This is a genomic window from Sphingobium sp. TB-6 (assembly GCF_012927365.1).
Classification (GTDB): domain Bacteria; phylum Pseudomonadota; class Alphaproteobacteria; order Sphingomonadales; family Sphingomonadaceae; genus Sphingobium.
This window is the reverse complement of the sequence record NZ_JABBGL010000023.1, coordinates 24893-40455: the sequence shown is the minus strand read 5'-3', so window position 1 is coordinate 40455 and position 15563 is coordinate 24893. Positions and strand designations below refer to the sequence as shown.

The window sequence follows — 15563 nt, the reverse complement described above, 5'->3', positions numbered from 1 at the left end:
GCGAACGGGGATGAGAAACGTCATGGCAGGCGCCAAGAACCACGATTATCATATTCTTCCGCCCAGCATCTGGCCCTTTTTTGGCTCCATGTCGGTGCTGGTCATGGCTTTCGGCGCGATCATGTGGATGCATGCCGATGCGATGCCGGCCGGCGGCGGCTGGGTTTTTCTGATCGGCGTCGCGGGCGTGCTGTTCACCATGTATAGCTGGTGGACCAATGTCATTGCAGAGGCCCATGCCGGCGATCACACGCCGGTGGTTCAGCTCCACCTGCGCTACGGCATGATCCTGTTCATCGCGTCGGAAGTCATGTTCTTCGTGGGCTGGTTCTGGTCCTTCTTCGACTTCTCGCTCTTCCCCAGCCAGTTGGCGCCGATCGAGGGCATGTTCCCCTCCAAGGGCATCGAGGTGATGAACGCCTTCGAACTGCCGCTGCTCAACACGCTGATCCTGCTCTGCTCGGGCACGACCGTCACCTGGGCGCATCATGCGCTGATCCATGGCGACCGCGAAGGGTTGAAGAGGGGGCTGACGCTGACCGTCATTCTGGGCGTGCTCTTCTCCTCAATCCAGGCCTATGAATATGCCCATGCGCCTTTCCCGTTCGGCGGCAGCCCCTATAGCTCGGCCTTCTACATGGCGACCGGCTTCCATGGCTTCCACGTTCTGATCGGCACCATCTTCCTGCTGGTGAACCTGATCCGCGCGCATAAGGGCGATTTCACCCCGCGCCAGCATTTCGGCTTCGAGGCCGCTGCCTGGTACTGGCATTTCGTCGACGTGGTGTGGCTGTTCCTCTTCGTCGCCATCTATGTCTGGGGCGGCTGGGGCGCGCCGGTCCACGGCGGTTGATCCTTCCGCTGATGATTACGCGAATGACGGCCGGACCTGTTCCGGCCGTTTTCTTTTTGAGGAGCGGGCATTATGCCTGACGCCATGCCATCGCCTGAGCCTCAATCCCCCGCGCCGCAGCCCTTGCTGGCTGCTGCGGCCATGGGCGCTTGTCCGCAATGCGGCGCGCAGACCCTGTTTGCGGGGCCGGTCCGTTTTGCGGCGTCTTGCCGCTCCTGTGGACTGGACTATGGCCAGTTCAACGTCGGGGACGGTCCTGCGGCGTTTCTGACCCTGATCATCGGCGCCCTGATGGTGGCGATGGCGCTGATATTGGAATTGAAGGTCCACCCTCCGCTCTGGCTGCACATCTTGCTTTGGACGCCGTTGACCGTGGCCGCCGTGATCGGGAGCCTGCGGGTGGCCAAGGGCGCGTTGCTGATTCTGGAATATCGCAACAAGGCGCGGGAGGGGCGCCTGACCCCGCCGGATCGCGAAGCATGAGCCGCCGCTTCCCCCTGATTCCGACGCTGATCGTCGCGGCGGCGGTGCTGGTGATGATCGCCCTTGGCGTCTGGCAATTGCAGCGCCGGGCCGAAAAGGACGCGATGCTGGATCTGGTCGCCTCCAATCCGGGCAAGCCGCCGGTCGCCTTTCCCGCTTATCCGCCCGTGCCATCCGAACTGTTGTTCCGTCGCTCGTCCACCCATTGCTTGCGCGTGGTCCGCTGGCACAGCGAAGCGGGGCGCGCAGCCGATGGCTCGGTCGGCTACCGTTACATTGCCGAATGTGCGACTGGCGCGGAGGGCCCCGGCGTGCTGGTGGCCGCGGGCGTGGCCCGGACGCCGGACGCGAAGCCCCAATGGCGCGGCGGCCAGATGCGCGGGTGGATAGGGGAAGAGCCCGATCATCGCTCGCTCCTGTCGCGGATCAGTGGCAAGGCAATGCCCCTGCGACCGATGCTGATCGCCGGAGAGGCCGTGCCGGGCTTCAAGCCGCTCGCGCCGCCCACCGCCGCGGACGTGCCCAACAACCATCTGGCCTATGCCGTGCAGTGGTTTTTCTTCGCCGCAATCGCGGTGGTCATCTATCTGCTCGCGCTGCGCAAACGGACCCCGCTGCCTTAAAAGCTTGCCCGAAGGCGCGTCCAGCGCTACCGGGCTACCCCATCATGCAATATGTGAGCACCAGGGGGAGCGCGCCCGCGCTCGGGTTCGAGGATGTGACGCTGGCTGGGCTGGCGTCCGATGGCGGACTCTATCTGCCGGAAAGCTGGCCTGGCTTTTCCGCAGACGATATTCGCGCGCTTGCGGGCCTGTCCTATGTCGAAACGGCAGTGCGGGTCATGGCGCCCTTCGTCGCCGGGTCGCTCAGCGAGGAGGAACTGCGCGAGCTATGCACCACCGCCTATGGCCGGTTCAGCCATGACGCGGTGACGCCGCTGGTGCAGCTCGACCACCAGCATTGGCTGCTGGAGCTGTTCCACGGGCCGACGCTGGCGTTCAAGGACGTCGCACTGCAACTGCTCGGCCAATTGTTCGAGCGCTTCCTGTCGCGCCGCGAGGATCATCTGACCATCGTCGGAGCGACCTCCGGCGATACCGGGTCGGCGGCGATCGATGCCGTTGCGGGCCGCGAGAAGATCGATATCTTCATGCTGCACCCCGAAGGCCGCGTGTCGGACGTCCAGCGCCGCCAGATGACCACGGTGCTGGCGCCCAATGTCTATAATATCGCCATCGACGGCAGCTTCGACGACGCGCAGGCGCTGGTGAAGGCGATGTTCAACGATGCGGCCTTCGCGCGCCGCTTCAACCTGTCGGCAGTGAACAGCATCAACTGGGCGCGGCTGATGGCGCAGGTCGTCTATTATTTCTACGCCGCCGTCCGCCTGGGCGCGCCGGAGCGGGCGATCGCCTTTTCCGTGCCCACCGGCAATTTCGGTGATGTGTTCGCGGGCTATGTCGCGGCGAAGATGGGGCTGCCGGTCGCGAAGCTGATGGTGGCGACCAATGTCAACGACATCCTCCATCGCGCACTGTCCGAAGGCGATTATAGCCAGGGTCAGGTCGTGGCGACCGCGACGCCCAGCATGGACATCCAGGTCAGCTCCAATTTCGAGCGGCTGCTGTTCGATGCGGGCGGGCGCGACGGCAAGGCGCTGGCCGAACAGATGAAGGGTTTCGAGGCGAGCAAGGCGATGCGCCTCACCAATGCGCAGCGCGACGGCGCGTCGGCGCTCTTCACTTCCGCCCGGGTCGATGCCGACAGCATGACCATGGCGATGCGCTGGGCCTATGACGCGGCGGGGCAGGTGATCGATCCGCACAGCGCGGTCGGGCTGGCGGCGGCGCGGGCGATCGATCTCGATCCGGCGGTGCCTGTGGTCACGCTGGCGACGGCGCATGCGGCGAAGTTCCCCACGGCGGTCGAGCGCGCCACGGGCATCCGTCCTTCGCTGCCCTCGCGCGTGGGCGACCTGTTCGCGCGGGAAGAGGCCTATGCCAAGCTGCCCGGCACCTTTGACGCGGTCACCGCCTATGTCGCGGAGCGGGCGACGCCGAGGAGCTGAGGCTTGGACCTTCAGACCCTCATAGGCGAGCCTTGGGCCGATTATGGCCTGATCGATTCGGGCCATGGGCGCAAGCTGGAGCGCTATGGCCGCTTCCGCTTCATCCGGCCCGAGCCGCAGGCCATGTGGGCGCCGGCGCAGGACGACTGGATGGCGGACGGCGAATTCATTCCCGGTTCCGATGAGGAAGGCGGCGGCCGCTGGTTCTATGAGCGGCCCGTGCCGGCCGAGGGCTGGCCGCTGCACTGGAACGAGGTGACGTTCCAGTCGAGTTGCACCCCTTTCCGCCATCTGGGCTTCTTTCCCGATATGGCGCCGGTCTGGGACTGGATGCGCGGCAAGATCGCCGGGAAAGATCAGGCTCAGGTTATGAACCTGTTCGGCTATACCGGCGTCGGCACGCTGGCGATGACGGCGGCGGGTGCGCAGATGGTGCATGTCGACGCTTCCAAGAAGTCGGTGGCGCAGGCGCGGGCCAATGCGGCGCTATCGGGGCTGGAGGACCGGCCGGTCCGCTGGATCGTCGATGACGCGGCCAAGTTCGTGGCGCGGGAAGTGCGACGGGGGCGGCGCTATGACGGCATATTGCTCGATCCGCCCAAATATGGGCGCGGGCCGGATGGCGAGGTCTGGCGGCTTGAAGAAGATCTGCCGGGGCTCATCGCCAATTGCCGGCAGTTGCTGGATGAGGACAGCCGCTTTCTGTTCCTGACGGTTTATGCGGTCCGGATGTCGGCGCTGGCGATCGGGGAATTGTTGAGCCAAGCCTTTGCCGATCTGCCCGGCACGGTGGAAGCGGGCGAACTGGCGGTGCGTGAGGAAGCCCGCGGGCTGATGCTGCCGACCGCGATCTGGGCGCGATGGAGCCGCTGAGGTTTTCAGGGCTGTCCGGTTGCTGAAATGGATGGCCAGTTTTGGCCATTTTCCGCCATTAAGCGCATCCGTGTTCCTGCGAAGGCAGGAACCCAGTCCCGCCGTTTGTGGATCATCGCAGCGCGGGAACTGGGCTCCTGCCTTCGCAGGAGCACGATGCGTTCCAAGGAAACGGCGCAAGTAGACCGTCCCCTATTCACCCCCCTCAACCCTTCAAACCACCCTTCGCCGCGCGCAGGCCAGCCTTGCCGTTCGCCGCGAGTTCGCGCTTGAGCTCTTCCGGGCGGGGCGCCACGAGGAAGCCGAAGCTGACACAGCCCTGCTTGCTCTCGACCGCATGATGCAGGCGGTGGGCCTGGACGATCCGCTTCATATAGGCCGAGCGAGGGACATAGCGGTGCGCGACACGGCGGTGGACGATGATGTCGTGGAAGCCGAGATAGATGGCGCCATAGGCCGCCACGCCTGCGCCAACCGCCGTCGCCCAATCGCCCCAATGCCATTGCACGCCGCCCAGCAGCAGCAGGATCGAGGGCATGGCGAAGATCACGAAATAGAGATCGTTCGCCTCCCACCGGCCGGGACGCTCCCGGTGGTGGCTGGCGTGCAGGAACCAGCCCGGCCCATGCATCACCCAGCGGTGCATGAGATAGGCGAAGCCCTCCATCGCGGCGACCGTGGCGAGGAAGATCAGGGCGAGCAGCAGGGCGTTCATGTGGCCACTATAGGGCGAGGCCCGCGCTCAGGCGACCCGCAAAGGACAAGAAAAAGGCCGCGACCCAATGGATCGCGGCCCCTTTCATGACTTTTCAGACGTCTGCCTGTCGTGATTTCCGAGTCGGCGGGGGCAAGCCAGCTTTCCCCCGCTTCGAAATCACTTTGTCAGAAGGATGCGGTGATCGAACCGACCACACCGGCCTTGCTGATGTTGCGGCCGCTGGGGCTGTAGAGCGACTTGTCGGTGTCGACATAGGAGACGCCGAAGGTCAGGTGGCTCCAGGTATAGGTCGCGCCGACGTTCCAGTCGGTATATTCCTTGCCGATGGTCAGGTAGCTGGGACCGAAGCTGTGGCCAAGGTGCGCCGACACGCCCAGCGGGGTGTTCGGGATGCTGGCCGACAGGTCACCGGCGACGTACAGATTGTCTTCCTTGGGGCCGCCGCCAGGAATCTGGCTGCCAAGGCCGATCGCGGCCTGCTTTGGCGCATAGGCAGCGCTCAGCTTGGCGGTTGCCGGGCCGAAGGTACCCTTGACCGAGGCATAGGGTTCGAAAAAGTCGGAATTGATACCGCCGGTGCCGGGATAGTAGTAGTACAGCACACCTGCGTCGAAGGTGGCCGCACCGACCGTCTTCGAATAGCCAGCGATCAGATCGAGTTCCTGGTCGCCGCCATTGTAGACATAATCATCGATCGAAGAACCCCAAACCGAGACATAGAAACCCGATTCATGGGTCACGGTGATGCCGCCCTGCAGCGCGAAGCGCTTGTCGGTCTGCGAAATGCCGCGGAAGCGATAGTCGGTGACGACAGCCGCATTGCCGGTGACGGTGAGCGCCGGAGTGGGCTCATCCTGGGCGAAGGCCGGTGCCGACACGGCGGCAGCCAAAGCGAGGGCCGATAGGCCGAGAATGGACTTACGCATATGGTTTCCCCTTGATGGTTATCTGCGATCGTCCCGCCTGCGTCATGGTCCCAAGTCTCTATCGCCCTGCACGGGATGGACCGGGTTGCCTCAACGATTGAGGAAATGCCTTTCCCCGTTGCGGCGCACAAGAATTTATTGCCGTTGCGTGTCGTTTGCTTCTTCAATGTTGCTGGCCTGCAACAAAATCAGGCATGATTATGGCGCTGCGCGGCGTTTCGCGCGCTTTTCGCCGTAATTGTCGCGGGAAAGCGGCTATCGCAGCGGCGTGACATCGCGGGGCGCGTGAATGACGCGCTGCGGATAGGGGATGGTGATGCCATGCTCGCGGAACAGCAGCCACAGCCGGCCCAACACATCGGACTTCACATTGCCCACGCCGCTTTCCGGGTCGCTGATCCACACCAATATGTCATGTTCGACGCGGTTCTCGCCAAAGGCGGTGAGCCAGACATTGGGCTTGGGACTGCGCAGCACGCGGGGGCTTTCCTGCGCGGCGCGGAGCATCAGTTCCTGCGCAAGCTTGAGATCGCTGTCATAGCCAATGCCGACGGGGATGCGGACGCGGACATTGCGGTCGGAATAGGACCAGTTCTCCACCTCCTGCGTCATCAGATTCTCGTTCGGGATCAGATGTTCCTTGCCGTCGCGGGTGATGACGGACACAGCGCGCACCCCGATCTTGTTCACCCAGCCGAAGCTGTCGCCCACGACGATGACATCGCCCGGCTTGATCGAACGGTCCATCAGCAGGATGATCCCGGCGATCAGGTTGCCGAAGGTCTTTTGCAGGCCAAAGCCGACCGCCAGCCCCAGCGCGCCGGAAAAGACCGCGAAGGCGGTGAGGTCAATGCCGAGCAGGTCGACGCCGATGAAGAAGGCGGCGACGACTACGACGATGGCGGCCAGTTTCTGGGCCAGCAGCTTTTGCGTGGCGTCCAGGCCATGGGCGCGGGTGATGCTGCGCCCGACGATGCGGTTGGTCAGGCGCACCAGGGCGAAGAGCGCGACGCAGATGGCGGCCATGCTGACCAGGCCGAGCAGGGTGACGCGCCGCTTGCCGAGGTCGAGGCCGACGCCGTCGAGCATGTCGGCCACCGGGGCAAAGCCGCCGCTGCTGCCCGAAAGGACCATGACGAAGAGCAGCAGGGCGATGGGCAGGACGGCGAGGCGCGCTATGGCGAGGCTGCGCAGGATATGCACGGCAAGCAGCGAAAGCGACAGGGCAAGCGCCGCGCCCAGGATGAGATGCGCGAAATCCCCGATCGGCCAGAAGGCGACGGCGACCGCGATCATGGCGGCGGCGATGATATGGTGCAGGATTGGCCGCAAATGCCCCGCCAGCGCTTCGCCCAAGCCACGGAAGCGGCGGCGCAGCCGCGGCGAGGCGAAGCGGGAGACGGCGCCAGCGACCAGATAGAGGGCGACGGCCAGCGCCAGCGCTATCAGGGGATGAACGATGGCGGGATCACCGGGCAGCCGGGACAGCAGCTCGGGCAGGCCCGGCATCATCCGCGCACGGCCCGGAAGCGGGCGAGGCCCGCGTCGAGATCAGCGATCAGGTCGTCGGGGTCTTCCAGGCCGATTTGCAGGCGGACGGCGGGGCCTTCGGCTTGCCAGACGGTGGCCGTGCGGTAGCGGGCCGGGTCGACCGGCAGCGCGAGGCTTTCAAAGCCGCCCCAGCTATAGCCGATGCCGAAATGGGCGAGGCCGTCGATCAGGGCGGCGCGGGATTGTTCGTCGCCGCCCTTGAGGACGAAGCTGAACAGCCCGCTGGAGCCAGTGAAATCGCGTCGCCAGAGGTCGTGGCCGGGGCAGGAAGACAGGGCCGGGTGCAGCACGCGGGCGACATCGGGCTGCTTAGACAGCCATTGCGCGATCTGGAGCGCACTCACCTGATGCTGGTTCAGACGCACGCCCAATGTGCGCAGGCCACGTGCGGCGAGCCAGGCATCGTCGGGGCTGGCCATCTGGCCGAACAGATAGGCGGCCTGACGGATTTTCGGGAAGAAGGCCGGGCTGGCCGTCACCGATCCCATCATCACATCGCTATGGCCGACAATATATTTGGTGCAGGCGAGGATGCTGATGTCGACGCCATGGGCCAGGGCGGGGAAGAAATAGGGCGTGGCCCAGGTATTGTCGATCAGAGTTGCGATGCCCTTTTCCCGCGCTATGGCGGCGATGGCGGGGACGTCCTGCACCTCAAAGGTCAGGCTGCCGGGGCTTTCCATGAAAATGGCGCGAGTCGCGTCGGTGATGAGGTCCGCGATTCCCGCTCCGACGGTCGGATCGTAATAGACCGTTTCTATGCCGAGCGGGCGGAGCATCTGTTCGCAGAAATTGCGGGTCGGATCATAGGCGCTGTCGACCATCAGCAACTGGTCGCCGGGCTTCAGCACCGCCATCAGCGCGCAGGCGATGGCCGCGACGCCCGAAGGATAGAGCATCGTGCCTTCGGCGCCCGGCTCCATTTCGGTGAGGGCGTCGGCCAGGCTCCATGACGTCGGCGTGCCCTTGCGGCCGTAGAACAGGCGCTCGTGTGTGCTGCGGCCCGCCGCGCTGCGCAGATGCGCGACATCGTCATAGAGGATGGTCGACGCGCGCCAGACCGGAGGGCTGACGATGCCGCCGGGCTGGCCGGGCATGCCGGTCCATTCGGGCTTGCGTCCGGCCTGCGCCAGTTGCGTGAGGGGCTTGCGATCCTTGCTCATGCGGCGCCTGTCGCTTTCGGCGTGGCGGGGTCCAGACCCCATTCCGACCAGCTTCCGTCATAGAGGGTGACGTCGGTCTTGCCGAGCAGTTCGAGCCCAGAGAGGATGATCGCCGCCGTCACGCCGCTGCCGCAGCTCGTGATGATCGGGCGCGCAAAATCCGTGTCCGCGTCGAGGAAGAGGCGACGAAGCTCCTCGCCCTGTTTCATGCTGTTGTCGGCATTGTAGAAGGCGGAAGAGGGGATGTTGCGGCTGTGCGGGATATGGCCCGACGCCATGCCGGGCCGGGGTTCCTTTTCCTCGCCGGTGAAGCGCGGCGCGCCCCTGGCGTCGAGCACCTGTTCGGACTGGGTTTCGAGATTGGCCAGAAGGTCTTCCTTGGTGCGCACCTGGCCGGGGGCGCGGCGGGCGATGGCATTGCCGCGTGGCGGGGTGGGAATGCCGCTTTCCGTGGGGCGTCCTTCGGCCAGCCATTTGACGAGGCCGCCGTCAAGGATCGCGGCGCTCTTGCCCAGCCCAAAGAGGCGCATCATCCACCAGCCGCGCGCAGCGCTGTGGGTGGGGCTGTTGTCATAGACGATGATGCGGCTGTCGGCGTCTATGCCAAGCTGCCGGCAACGCTCGGTCATGAAGGCGTCGGTCGGCAGCATGCCGGGGCGCGGATCGTCCGGATCGGCCAGCGTCGGCAGGTCGAGAAAGGCCGCGCCGGGGATATGGGCGGCTTCGAACTCGGCCCTCGGGTCGCGGGGGGTGCCGGGGAGGAAAAGGCTGGCATCGACGATTTTGAGGTCGGGTTTGCCCAGCTCGTTCGCCAGCCAGTCGGTGGATACCAATATGTTCATGCGGCCTTTTCCTCTGTGCTTGCCTCCTTTTTAGGATCGGCAGGCGAAGGTGGGAAGGGCCGATCGACCTTAGCTGGCGAGGGAAAGCGCGGTCGCGCGGCTGCCGGGGGTGCGATATTGGCGCGGGCCAAGGTCCAGGCGGAAGGGCGAGAGGCGTTCGACCGGCGGCGATTGTTCCTCGCCCACGATGAAGGCGCGGCCGGTGCGGCCGATTCCTTCGCTGCCGCCCGTCCAGCGATATTGCGCGTCAAAGGCGATCAGCGGGATCAAAAGGGCGCGCTGGCCCATCTGGACCGCTGCAATTTCCTGGGCGTTGAGCCGCATCTCGCCGGTCAGCTTCTGCGTCTCGCCCGGTGCGATCGAAACGATGGAATGGACGGGAAGCCCGGTTTCGCCCGCGAAAAACTGTTGGAACAGCGCCTGTTGCTGCGCGTCGGCATTCGCGATCAGGCTGCGGACGAGAATGTCCTCCGCTGTCTGGGTGCCCCGGTTGTGGAGCGTCAGCATGTAGCCGATCGTTGCGCCCATGAGTGTCAGGCGGGCGGCCTGCACGTCCATGGCGAGGTCAAGCCAGGGGCGGTCGGTGGCGGCGGGCGCGGGTTCTGGCTTGGCCGGGGCTGGAGGAGGGACGGGAGCCGCCTTGGGCTGCGCGGGCCGGGGCGCTGGCGGCGGGGGGGCTGGTTCGGGTTCGTAATAGGCTTCCTCGACCTCTTCCGGCTTGCGGCGGCGCAGCCAGAGGAAGGCGCCGATCAGCAGGGCGACACCGGCTGCGACGGCGATCCAGCGCCAGTTGGCGGCGGGCTCTTCCGCGGGCGCCAGCGGAGCCACTTGAGGTGCAGGAGTTGCGCCATTGTCGGCGGGCGGGAGGGCTTGGTTCTCGACCGCCTGGGGTGCTGATATGGGTTCGCCGGGCGCGGCGCTCTCGGGCGGCGTTTGGCTTTGAGGCGCCGGTCGAGGCGCGCGTTGGGGTTCGGCCGGGCGGCGTTGCTGCGGCTGCTGGGGCGCAGGCTGCGGCGTGGGAATGACGGCGGGCGGCACCTGGATCGTCGGGGCGACGATCGGAGGCGGCGTCACCGTCGCGGGCGCGCCGCGAAAGACGTCGAGTTCCGGGCCTTGCCGGTTGGGATTGGTCGTTTGCGGCTGCGTCGTGCGCGGCAGGTTGAAGACCGGATCGGCGGCGTTTTCCTGCTGGGCGAGGGCGGACGTGGCCAGCATCAGTGGCGTGGCGAACAGAAGCGAGAAACGGAACCCCATGGGTCGCAGCCAAGGCATAAGCCCCAGTGAACCCGCCATGAACGAAAGGCAAGAGAGGAGACCAGAGGTTGCTGGGCGATGACATATGCCGTGCAATCGCGTAGATGGCCTGCCCATGACTGACATGCCGACTCCGCTCCATCTGGGCCAGACCAGTGCCCTGCCCGCACGTCCCGAAGACGCCGTGCTGGACTATGTGCCCAATCCCAGGCCGGGAAAGCCCTATCTGGTGCGCTTCACCGCGCCCGAATTCACCTCGCTCTGCCCGGTGACGGGGCAGCCGGATTTCGCGCATCTGGTGATCGACTATGCGCCCGCCGCGACCATCGTCGAATCGAAATCGCTGAAGCTGTTCCTGGGGGCGTTCCGCAACCATGCCGCTTTCCATGAGGATTGCACCGTGGGAATCGGGGAGCGGCTGTTCGTGGAGATGAATCCGCTCTGGCTGCGCATCGGCGGCTATTGGTATCCGCGTGGCGGGATTCCGATCGACGTGTTCTGGCAGTCGGGGGAGCCGCCCGCCGGACTTTGGCTGCCTTCGCAGGATGTGCCGGGCTATCGCGGGCGGGGGTAAGTTCGCCCGAAGAGAATCGTGCTCCTGCCTTCGCAGGAGCACGGGATATTTGCGGCCCGGCCTGTTGTTTGACAAACGGACAACAACATTCGACCAACGACATCGGCGGCGGGACGCCCGGCTTGACCGACAGGCCGAAACAGCCGATCCCCCTGTCATCATGGCGCGCGCCCTTCGCCGCGCCGTTCCAACGTGTCGGAGTTGCGAACCTCATGTCCTTTTCGAAGATTCTTCCGCTGATGCTGGCGGCTGCGCCCCTTGCCATGGCGGTGCCGGCCTTGGCGCAGACGGCGCCTGCCGGCCCCGCTGCCGGCGTCACCACCCAATTGCCGCGTGGCGCCGCGCCCAGCCATTATGCGATTCAGGTCACGCCCGATGCGGCGAACCTCAAATTCACCGGCAAGGTGACGATCGACATCACCGTGGCGCAGGCCATGCCCGCGCTGGTGCTGAACGCCGCCGATCTGACGGTGAGCGGCGTCACGCTCACCCCCGCAAAGGGCAAGGCGGTGAAGGGAACCGCCAAGGTCGACGCCGATGCGCAGACCGTGACCTTCGATTTCGGCAAGCCGGTCCAGCCTGGCAGCTACAAGCTCGCCATCGATTATGCGGGCATCATCAACACGCAGGCGAACGGCCTGTTCGCGCTCGACTATACCGACAATGACGGCAAGGCGAAGCGTGCCCTCTTCACCCAGTTCGAGGCGCCCGATGCCCGCCGCTTCGTGCCGAGCTTCGACGAACCGAGCTACAAGGCGACCTTCGACCTGAGCGCCGTCATCCCCGCCGATCAGCTTGCGGTCAGCAACATGCCGGTCAAGAGCAGCACCGATGCGGCCGGCGGCAGGAAGCTGGTCACTTTCGGCACCTCCCCCAAAATGTCCTCCTATCTGCTATTCTTCGGCCTGGGCGAGCTGGAGCGCGCCACAAAACAAGCAGGCGCGACCGAAGTCGGCGTGATCACCGGCAAGGGCAATACCGACAAGGCGCAACTGGCGCTCGACGCGTCGGCGGCGATCCTGCCTTATTATAACGACTATTTCGGCGTGCCCTTCCCGCTGCCCAAGCTGGATAACGTCGCCGGGCCGGGACAGAGCCAGTTCTTCTCCGCCATGGAGAATTGGGGCGCGATCTTCACCTTCGAACGCGCACTGCTGGTCGATCCGCGCTTTACCTCCGAAAGCACGCGTCGGGTGATCTACTCCATCGTCGCGCATGAAATGGCGCACCAGTGGTTTGGCGACCTCGTCACCATGGCCTGGTGGGACGATCTCTGGCTGAACGAAGGTTTTGCAAGCTGGATGGCGACCAAGGTCACGGACAAGCTGAACCCCGAATGGGAAATGCTGCTCTCCCGCGTCAACGGCCGCGAGCGCGCGATGAGCCTCGATTCGCTGGTGACGACCCATCCGATCCTCCAGAAGATCCATACCGTCGATGAGGTGAATCAGGCCTTTGACGACATCACCTATGAAAAGGGTGAGGCGGTCATCACCATGCTGGAGGGCTTTGCCGGGGAGGATGCGTGGCGCTCGGGCATCCGCGCCTATATGAAGCAGCATGCCTATGGGAACACCGTGACCGACGATCTTTGGAAGGCGGTCGAGGGCGCGGGCGCCAAGGGCGTGGTCGGCATCGCGCATGACTTCACCAGCCAGCCGGGCATTCCGCTGGTGAAGGTGGACTCGGCCCAATGCCAGGGCGGTTCGACCCTGCTGTCGCTGAGCCAAGGCGAGTTCAGCCGCGATCGCAAGGACAAGACGCCGCTTCGCTGGAATGTGCCGGTCATGGCCCAGACCATCGGCGGAACCCAGCAGCAACTGATCCTCAATGGCAGCGCGCAGGTCACGCTGCCCGGTTGCGGCGCTTATGTGATCAATGCGGGGCAGACGGGCTATTATCGCTCGCTCTATCCGGAAACGAACGTCAAGGCGCTGGCGAAGGACTTCACCAAGCTCGCCTCCATGGATCAGATCGGCCTGTTGGCGGATAATTTCCAATTGGGGCTGGGCGGCTACCAGCCCATGGGTCTGGCGCTCGACCTGATCGACGCCGTGCCCGTCAATGCCAGCCCAGCCGTGCTGGCCGAGGTGCCGGGCTATCTCGACAGCGCGCATAGCATGCTGGAGAGCGACAAGGCGGCGCAGGCGCGGGTCGCGGCCTATGCCTCGAAGAAGCTCAGTCCAGTGCTGGCGACCGTCGGCTTCGACGCGAAGCCGGGTGAAAATCCGCAGGTGCCGGTGCTGCGTTCGGCGCTGGTGTCGACGCTGGGCGGCATGGGCGACAAGGCCGTGGTGGCCGAGGCGAACAAGCGCTTTGCCGCGCTGGCGGGCAATCCGGCGGCGCTGGATGGGCCGCTGCGCAATGTCTGGCTGCGGATCATCGCGGAAAATGCCGATGCGGCGACCTGGGAGAAGCTGCGTGGCCTCGCCAATGGGGCGAAGACGGACCTTGAAAAGAGTACGACCTTCGCGCTGCTGGGCGTCGCGAAGGATGAGGCGCTGGCGGGCAAGGCGCTCGACCTCGCCATGACCGACGAGCCGGGCAAGACCACCAGCGCGGCGATCATCTCCGCCGTGGGCGGGGAGCATTCGATGCTGGCGGTCGACTATGTGCTGGCGCATCGCCAGCAATATGAGGCGATGATCGACGTGTCGGCGCGGTCCCAGGCGATCGCGCGGCTGGGCGGCAATTCCGCCGATCCGGCGATGGTGACGAAGCTGGATGGCTATGCGAGCCAGTATCTGACGCCGGAATCGCGCAAGGTGGTGGATCGCTCCATCGCCGCGATCAAGACGCGGATCGAGACGCGGGCACGGCTCAAGCCCGCGCTGCTGGCCTGGTTCGCCAAGAAGTGAGATTGGGGGCGGTGGAGCGATCTGCCGCCCTTCTTCTTGGAGCGCGCTACAGCAACCGCCGCTCAAACGCGCCCCGTTCCAGCTCTTCCCGGAAATCGGGATGAGCAATCCCGATCAGTGCGCGGGCGCGTTCCGATAGCGTCTTGCCCTTCATGTCGACCCAGCCATATTCGGTGACGACGATATGCGTATCGGTGCGCGGCGTCGTCACCGGCCCAGCGAGCCAGGGCACGATCCGCGAAACCGTCCCCTTGGCCGCAGTCGAGTGGCAGGCGATGATCGACCGGCCGCCCTTCGACGCATAGGCGCCGCGCACGAAATCGAGCTGGCCGCCAGTGCCGCTATATTGGCGCCCATTCATATATTCGGAATTGCAGGCGCCGCTCAGGTCGACCTGAATGGTGGCGTTGACCGAAATCACCCGGTCGTTTTGCGCGATGATGTGCGGTGCGTTCACATGCTCGACCGGATGCGCCGCCAGTGCCGGATTATCATGCAGGAAGTCGTAAAGCCCCTGGTCGCCCATGGCGAAGGTGAAGACCGAGCGGCCCGGATGGATGCTTTTCCGGCTGTTGTCGACCACGCCCGCCTTGATCAGGCTGACGAGGCCGGGGGTGAGCAGTTCGGTGTGGATGCCGAGCTGCCGATGATCCATCAACGCGGCGCAGACCGCGTCCGGCACGGCGCCGATGCCCATTTGCAGGCAGGCGCCGTCCCCCACCATCTCCGCGATGATGGCGCCGATCGCTTCGTCATTGGCGGTGCGCGGCAGGGGCGGGATCTGCACCAGCGGGGCGTGGTTTTCCACGATCGCCGTGACTGCCGAGAGCGGGATTTTGCAGTCGCCATGGACATAGGGCATGGCGGGATTGACCTCGACGATCAGCCGGGCGCCGCTGCGCGCGACCATCAGCGCATAGTCGGTGTTGGTGCCCAGGCTGAAGCAGCCGTCGGCGTCCATTGGCGAGACGGTGACGAACAGCGTGTCGACGCGAAGATGTTCGGTCAGGACGCGGGGAATCTGGTGGAACTGGACGGGAAGCGTCTCGACAAGATTGTGCGTGGTGCCGGCGCGCAGGGCGTCCGTGTTGCGCTCGACGCCGCCATGGAAGAGGCTGACATGGCGGATGCGGTCGCTGAGGTCGGGCGAGAGGATCGACTGGCTCGCGCTGGCGCAGGCGAGCATGCAGTAGAGCGTGCCATTGGTGAGGTCGCCGGAGCGGACGCGGTCGGCCAGCGCGTCCATCAAGGCAGGCGGGTAGCTGACGGCGAGGCCGACGACCATCTTCGCGCCGTCGGGGACCAGCGCGGCCGCCTGCGCGGCGGTCATGGTCTTGGCGCGGTAATTTTCTGTGATGGGCATCCTACTCTCCCCGGACTTTTGGGAGATTGTCGCGCTG

General features: G+C 65.3%; 14 protein-coding genes. 7 read left to right on the top strand and 7 right to left on the bottom strand.

The features are described from left to right. The first annotated feature begins 22 nt into the window (after positions 1-22). The 5 genes from HHL26_RS21030 (at position 23) to HHL26_RS21010 (ending at position 4277) form a co-directional block, all read left to right on the top strand. The gene (locus tag HHL26_RS21030) at positions 23-853 is read left to right on the top strand and encodes a cytochrome c oxidase subunit 3 (RefSeq protein WP_066553999.1); all 831 of its coding nucleotides are present in this window, start codon (positions 23-25) and stop codon (positions 851-853) included. 72 nt (positions 854-925) lie between these two features. Further along, positions 926-1336, top strand: a complete 411-nt coding sequence (locus HHL26_RS21025; protein ID WP_066554001.1) for a DUF983 domain-containing protein — start codon at positions 926-928, stop codon at positions 1334-1336. Next, positions 1333-1959 (top strand): SURF1 family protein, encoded by a 627-nt coding sequence (locus HHL26_RS21020; RefSeq protein ID WP_066554003.1) that lies wholly within the window; start codon positions 1333-1335, stop codon positions 1957-1959. The genes HHL26_RS21025 and HHL26_RS21020 overlap by 4 nt, the downstream gene beginning before the upstream one ends. A 44-nt stretch (positions 1960-2003) precedes the next feature. Further along, the gene (thrC, locus tag HHL26_RS21015) at positions 2004-3404 is read left to right on the top strand and encodes a threonine synthase (RefSeq protein WP_066554010.1); all 1401 of its coding nucleotides are present in this window, start codon (positions 2004-2006) and stop codon (positions 3402-3404) included. A 3-nt stretch (positions 3405-3407) separates the two neighbouring features. Further along, positions 3408-4277 carry a class I SAM-dependent methyltransferase gene (locus HHL26_RS21010; RefSeq protein ID WP_066554011.1) on the top strand — a complete coding sequence of 290 codons (870 nt, stop codon included), beginning with the start codon at positions 3408-3410 and terminating at the stop codon, positions 4275-4277. Positions 4278-4482: 205 nt separating this feature from the next. Here the strand turns inward: HHL26_RS21010 and HHL26_RS21005 are convergent, their stop codons facing one another. The 6 genes from HHL26_RS21005 to HHL26_RS20980 all read right to left on the bottom strand — a co-directional run bounded on the left by HHL26_RS21005 (position 4483) and on the right by HHL26_RS20980 (position 10731). After that, the gene (locus HHL26_RS21005) at positions 4483-4992 is read right to left on the bottom strand and encodes a sterol desaturase family protein (protein ID WP_066554013.1); all 510 of its coding nucleotides are present in this window, start codon (positions 4990-4992) and stop codon (positions 4483-4485) included. A 167-nt stretch (positions 4993-5159) separates the two neighbouring features. Next, the gene (locus tag HHL26_RS21000) at positions 5160-5921 is read right to left on the bottom strand and encodes a TorF family putative porin (RefSeq protein ID WP_066554016.1); all 762 of its coding nucleotides are present in this window, start codon (positions 5919-5921) and stop codon (positions 5160-5162) included. A gap of 255 nt (positions 5922-6176) precedes the next feature. Further along, complete coding sequence (locus tag HHL26_RS20995) at positions 6177-7433, bottom strand: mechanosensitive ion channel domain-containing protein (protein WP_066554019.1); 1257 nt, start codon at positions 7431-7433, stop codon at positions 6177-6179. Next, a complete protein-coding gene (metC, locus tag HHL26_RS20990) occupies positions 7430-8635 on the bottom strand; it encodes a cystathionine beta-lyase (RefSeq protein ID WP_066561345.1) in 1206 nt (401 codons plus the stop codon). The genes HHL26_RS20995 and metC overlap by 4 nt, the downstream gene beginning before the upstream one ends. Further along, positions 8632-9477 carry a sulfurtransferase gene (locus HHL26_RS20985; RefSeq protein ID WP_066554023.1) on the bottom strand — a complete coding sequence of 282 codons (846 nt, stop codon included), beginning with the start codon at positions 9475-9477 and terminating at the stop codon, positions 8632-8634. The genes metC and HHL26_RS20985 overlap by 4 nt, the downstream gene beginning before the upstream one ends. Positions 9478-9546: 69 nt before the next feature. Beyond that, positions 9547-10731, bottom strand: a complete 1185-nt coding sequence (locus tag HHL26_RS20980) for a hypothetical protein (RefSeq protein ID WP_066554026.1) — start codon at positions 10729-10731, stop codon at positions 9547-9549. 115 nt (positions 10732-10846) lie between these two features. Here HHL26_RS20980 and queF point away from each other — a divergent pair, with 115 nt between their 5' ends. Beyond that, the gene (gene queF, locus HHL26_RS20975; protein WP_066554028.1) at positions 10847-11305 is read left to right on the top strand and encodes a preQ(1) synthase; all 459 of its coding nucleotides are present in this window, start codon (positions 10847-10849) and stop codon (positions 11303-11305) included. Between the two features lie 212 nt (positions 11306-11517). Further along, the gene (locus HHL26_RS20970; protein ID WP_066561347.1) at positions 11518-14163 is read left to right on the top strand and encodes a M1 family metallopeptidase; all 2646 of its coding nucleotides are present in this window, start codon (positions 11518-11520) and stop codon (positions 14161-14163) included. Positions 14164-14209: 46 nt separating this feature from the next. Here HHL26_RS20970 and HHL26_RS20965 read toward each other — a convergent pair whose 3' ends face one another. Further along, complete coding sequence (locus HHL26_RS20965; protein ID WP_066554031.1) at positions 14210-15526, bottom strand: acetyl-CoA hydrolase/transferase C-terminal domain-containing protein; 1317 nt, start codon at positions 15524-15526, stop codon at positions 14210-14212. Positions 15527-15563 lie beyond the last annotated feature (37 nt).

What these genes read in the sequence shown, in the direction of transcription:
- HHL26_RS21030 (WP_066553999.1), top strand. Translation starts at nt 23, where the DNA reads ATGGCAGGCGCCAAGAACCACGATTATCATATTCTTCCGCCCAGCATC.
- HHL26_RS21025 (WP_066554001.1), top strand. Translation starts at nt 926, where the DNA reads ATGCCTGACGCCATGCCATCGCCTGAGCCTCAATCCCCCGCGCCGCAG.
- HHL26_RS21020 (WP_066554003.1), top strand. Translation starts at nt 1,333, where the DNA reads ATGAGCCGCCGCTTCCCCCTGATTCCGACGCTGATCGTCGCGGCGGCG.
- thrC (WP_066554010.1), top strand. Translation starts at nt 2,004, where the DNA reads ATGCAATATGTGAGCACCAGGGGGAGCGCGCCCGCGCTCGGGTTCGAG.
- HHL26_RS21005 (WP_066554013.1), bottom strand. Translation starts at nt 4,992, where the DNA reads ATGAACGCCCTGCTGCTCGCCCTGATCTTCCTCGCCACGGTCGCCGCG.
- HHL26_RS21000 (WP_066554016.1), bottom strand. Translation starts at nt 5,921, where the DNA reads ATGCGTAAGTCCATTCTCGGCCTATCGGCCCTCGCTTTGGCTGCCGCC.
- HHL26_RS20995 (WP_066554019.1), bottom strand. Translation starts at nt 7,433, where the DNA reads ATGATGCCGGGCCTGCCCGAGCTGCTGTCCCGGCTGCCCGGTGATCCC.
- metC (WP_066561345.1), bottom strand. Translation starts at nt 8,635, where the DNA reads ATGAGCAAGGATCGCAAGCCCCTCACGCAACTGGCGCAGGCCGGACGC.
- HHL26_RS20985 (WP_066554023.1), bottom strand. Translation starts at nt 9,477, where the DNA reads ATGAACATATTGGTATCCACCGACTGGCTGGCGAACGAGCTGGGCAAA.
- HHL26_RS20980 (WP_066554026.1), bottom strand. Translation starts at nt 10,731, where the DNA reads ATGGGGTTCCGTTTCTCGCTTCTGTTCGCCACGCCACTGATGCTGGCC.
- queF (WP_066554028.1), top strand. Translation starts at nt 10,847, where the DNA reads ATGACTGACATGCCGACTCCGCTCCATCTGGGCCAGACCAGTGCCCTG.
- HHL26_RS20970 (WP_066561347.1), top strand. Translation starts at nt 11,518, where the DNA reads ATGTCCTTTTCGAAGATTCTTCCGCTGATGCTGGCGGCTGCGCCCCTT.
- HHL26_RS20965 (WP_066554031.1), bottom strand. Translation starts at nt 15,526, where the DNA reads ATGCCCATCACAGAAAATTACCGCGCCAAGACCATGACCGCCGCGCAG.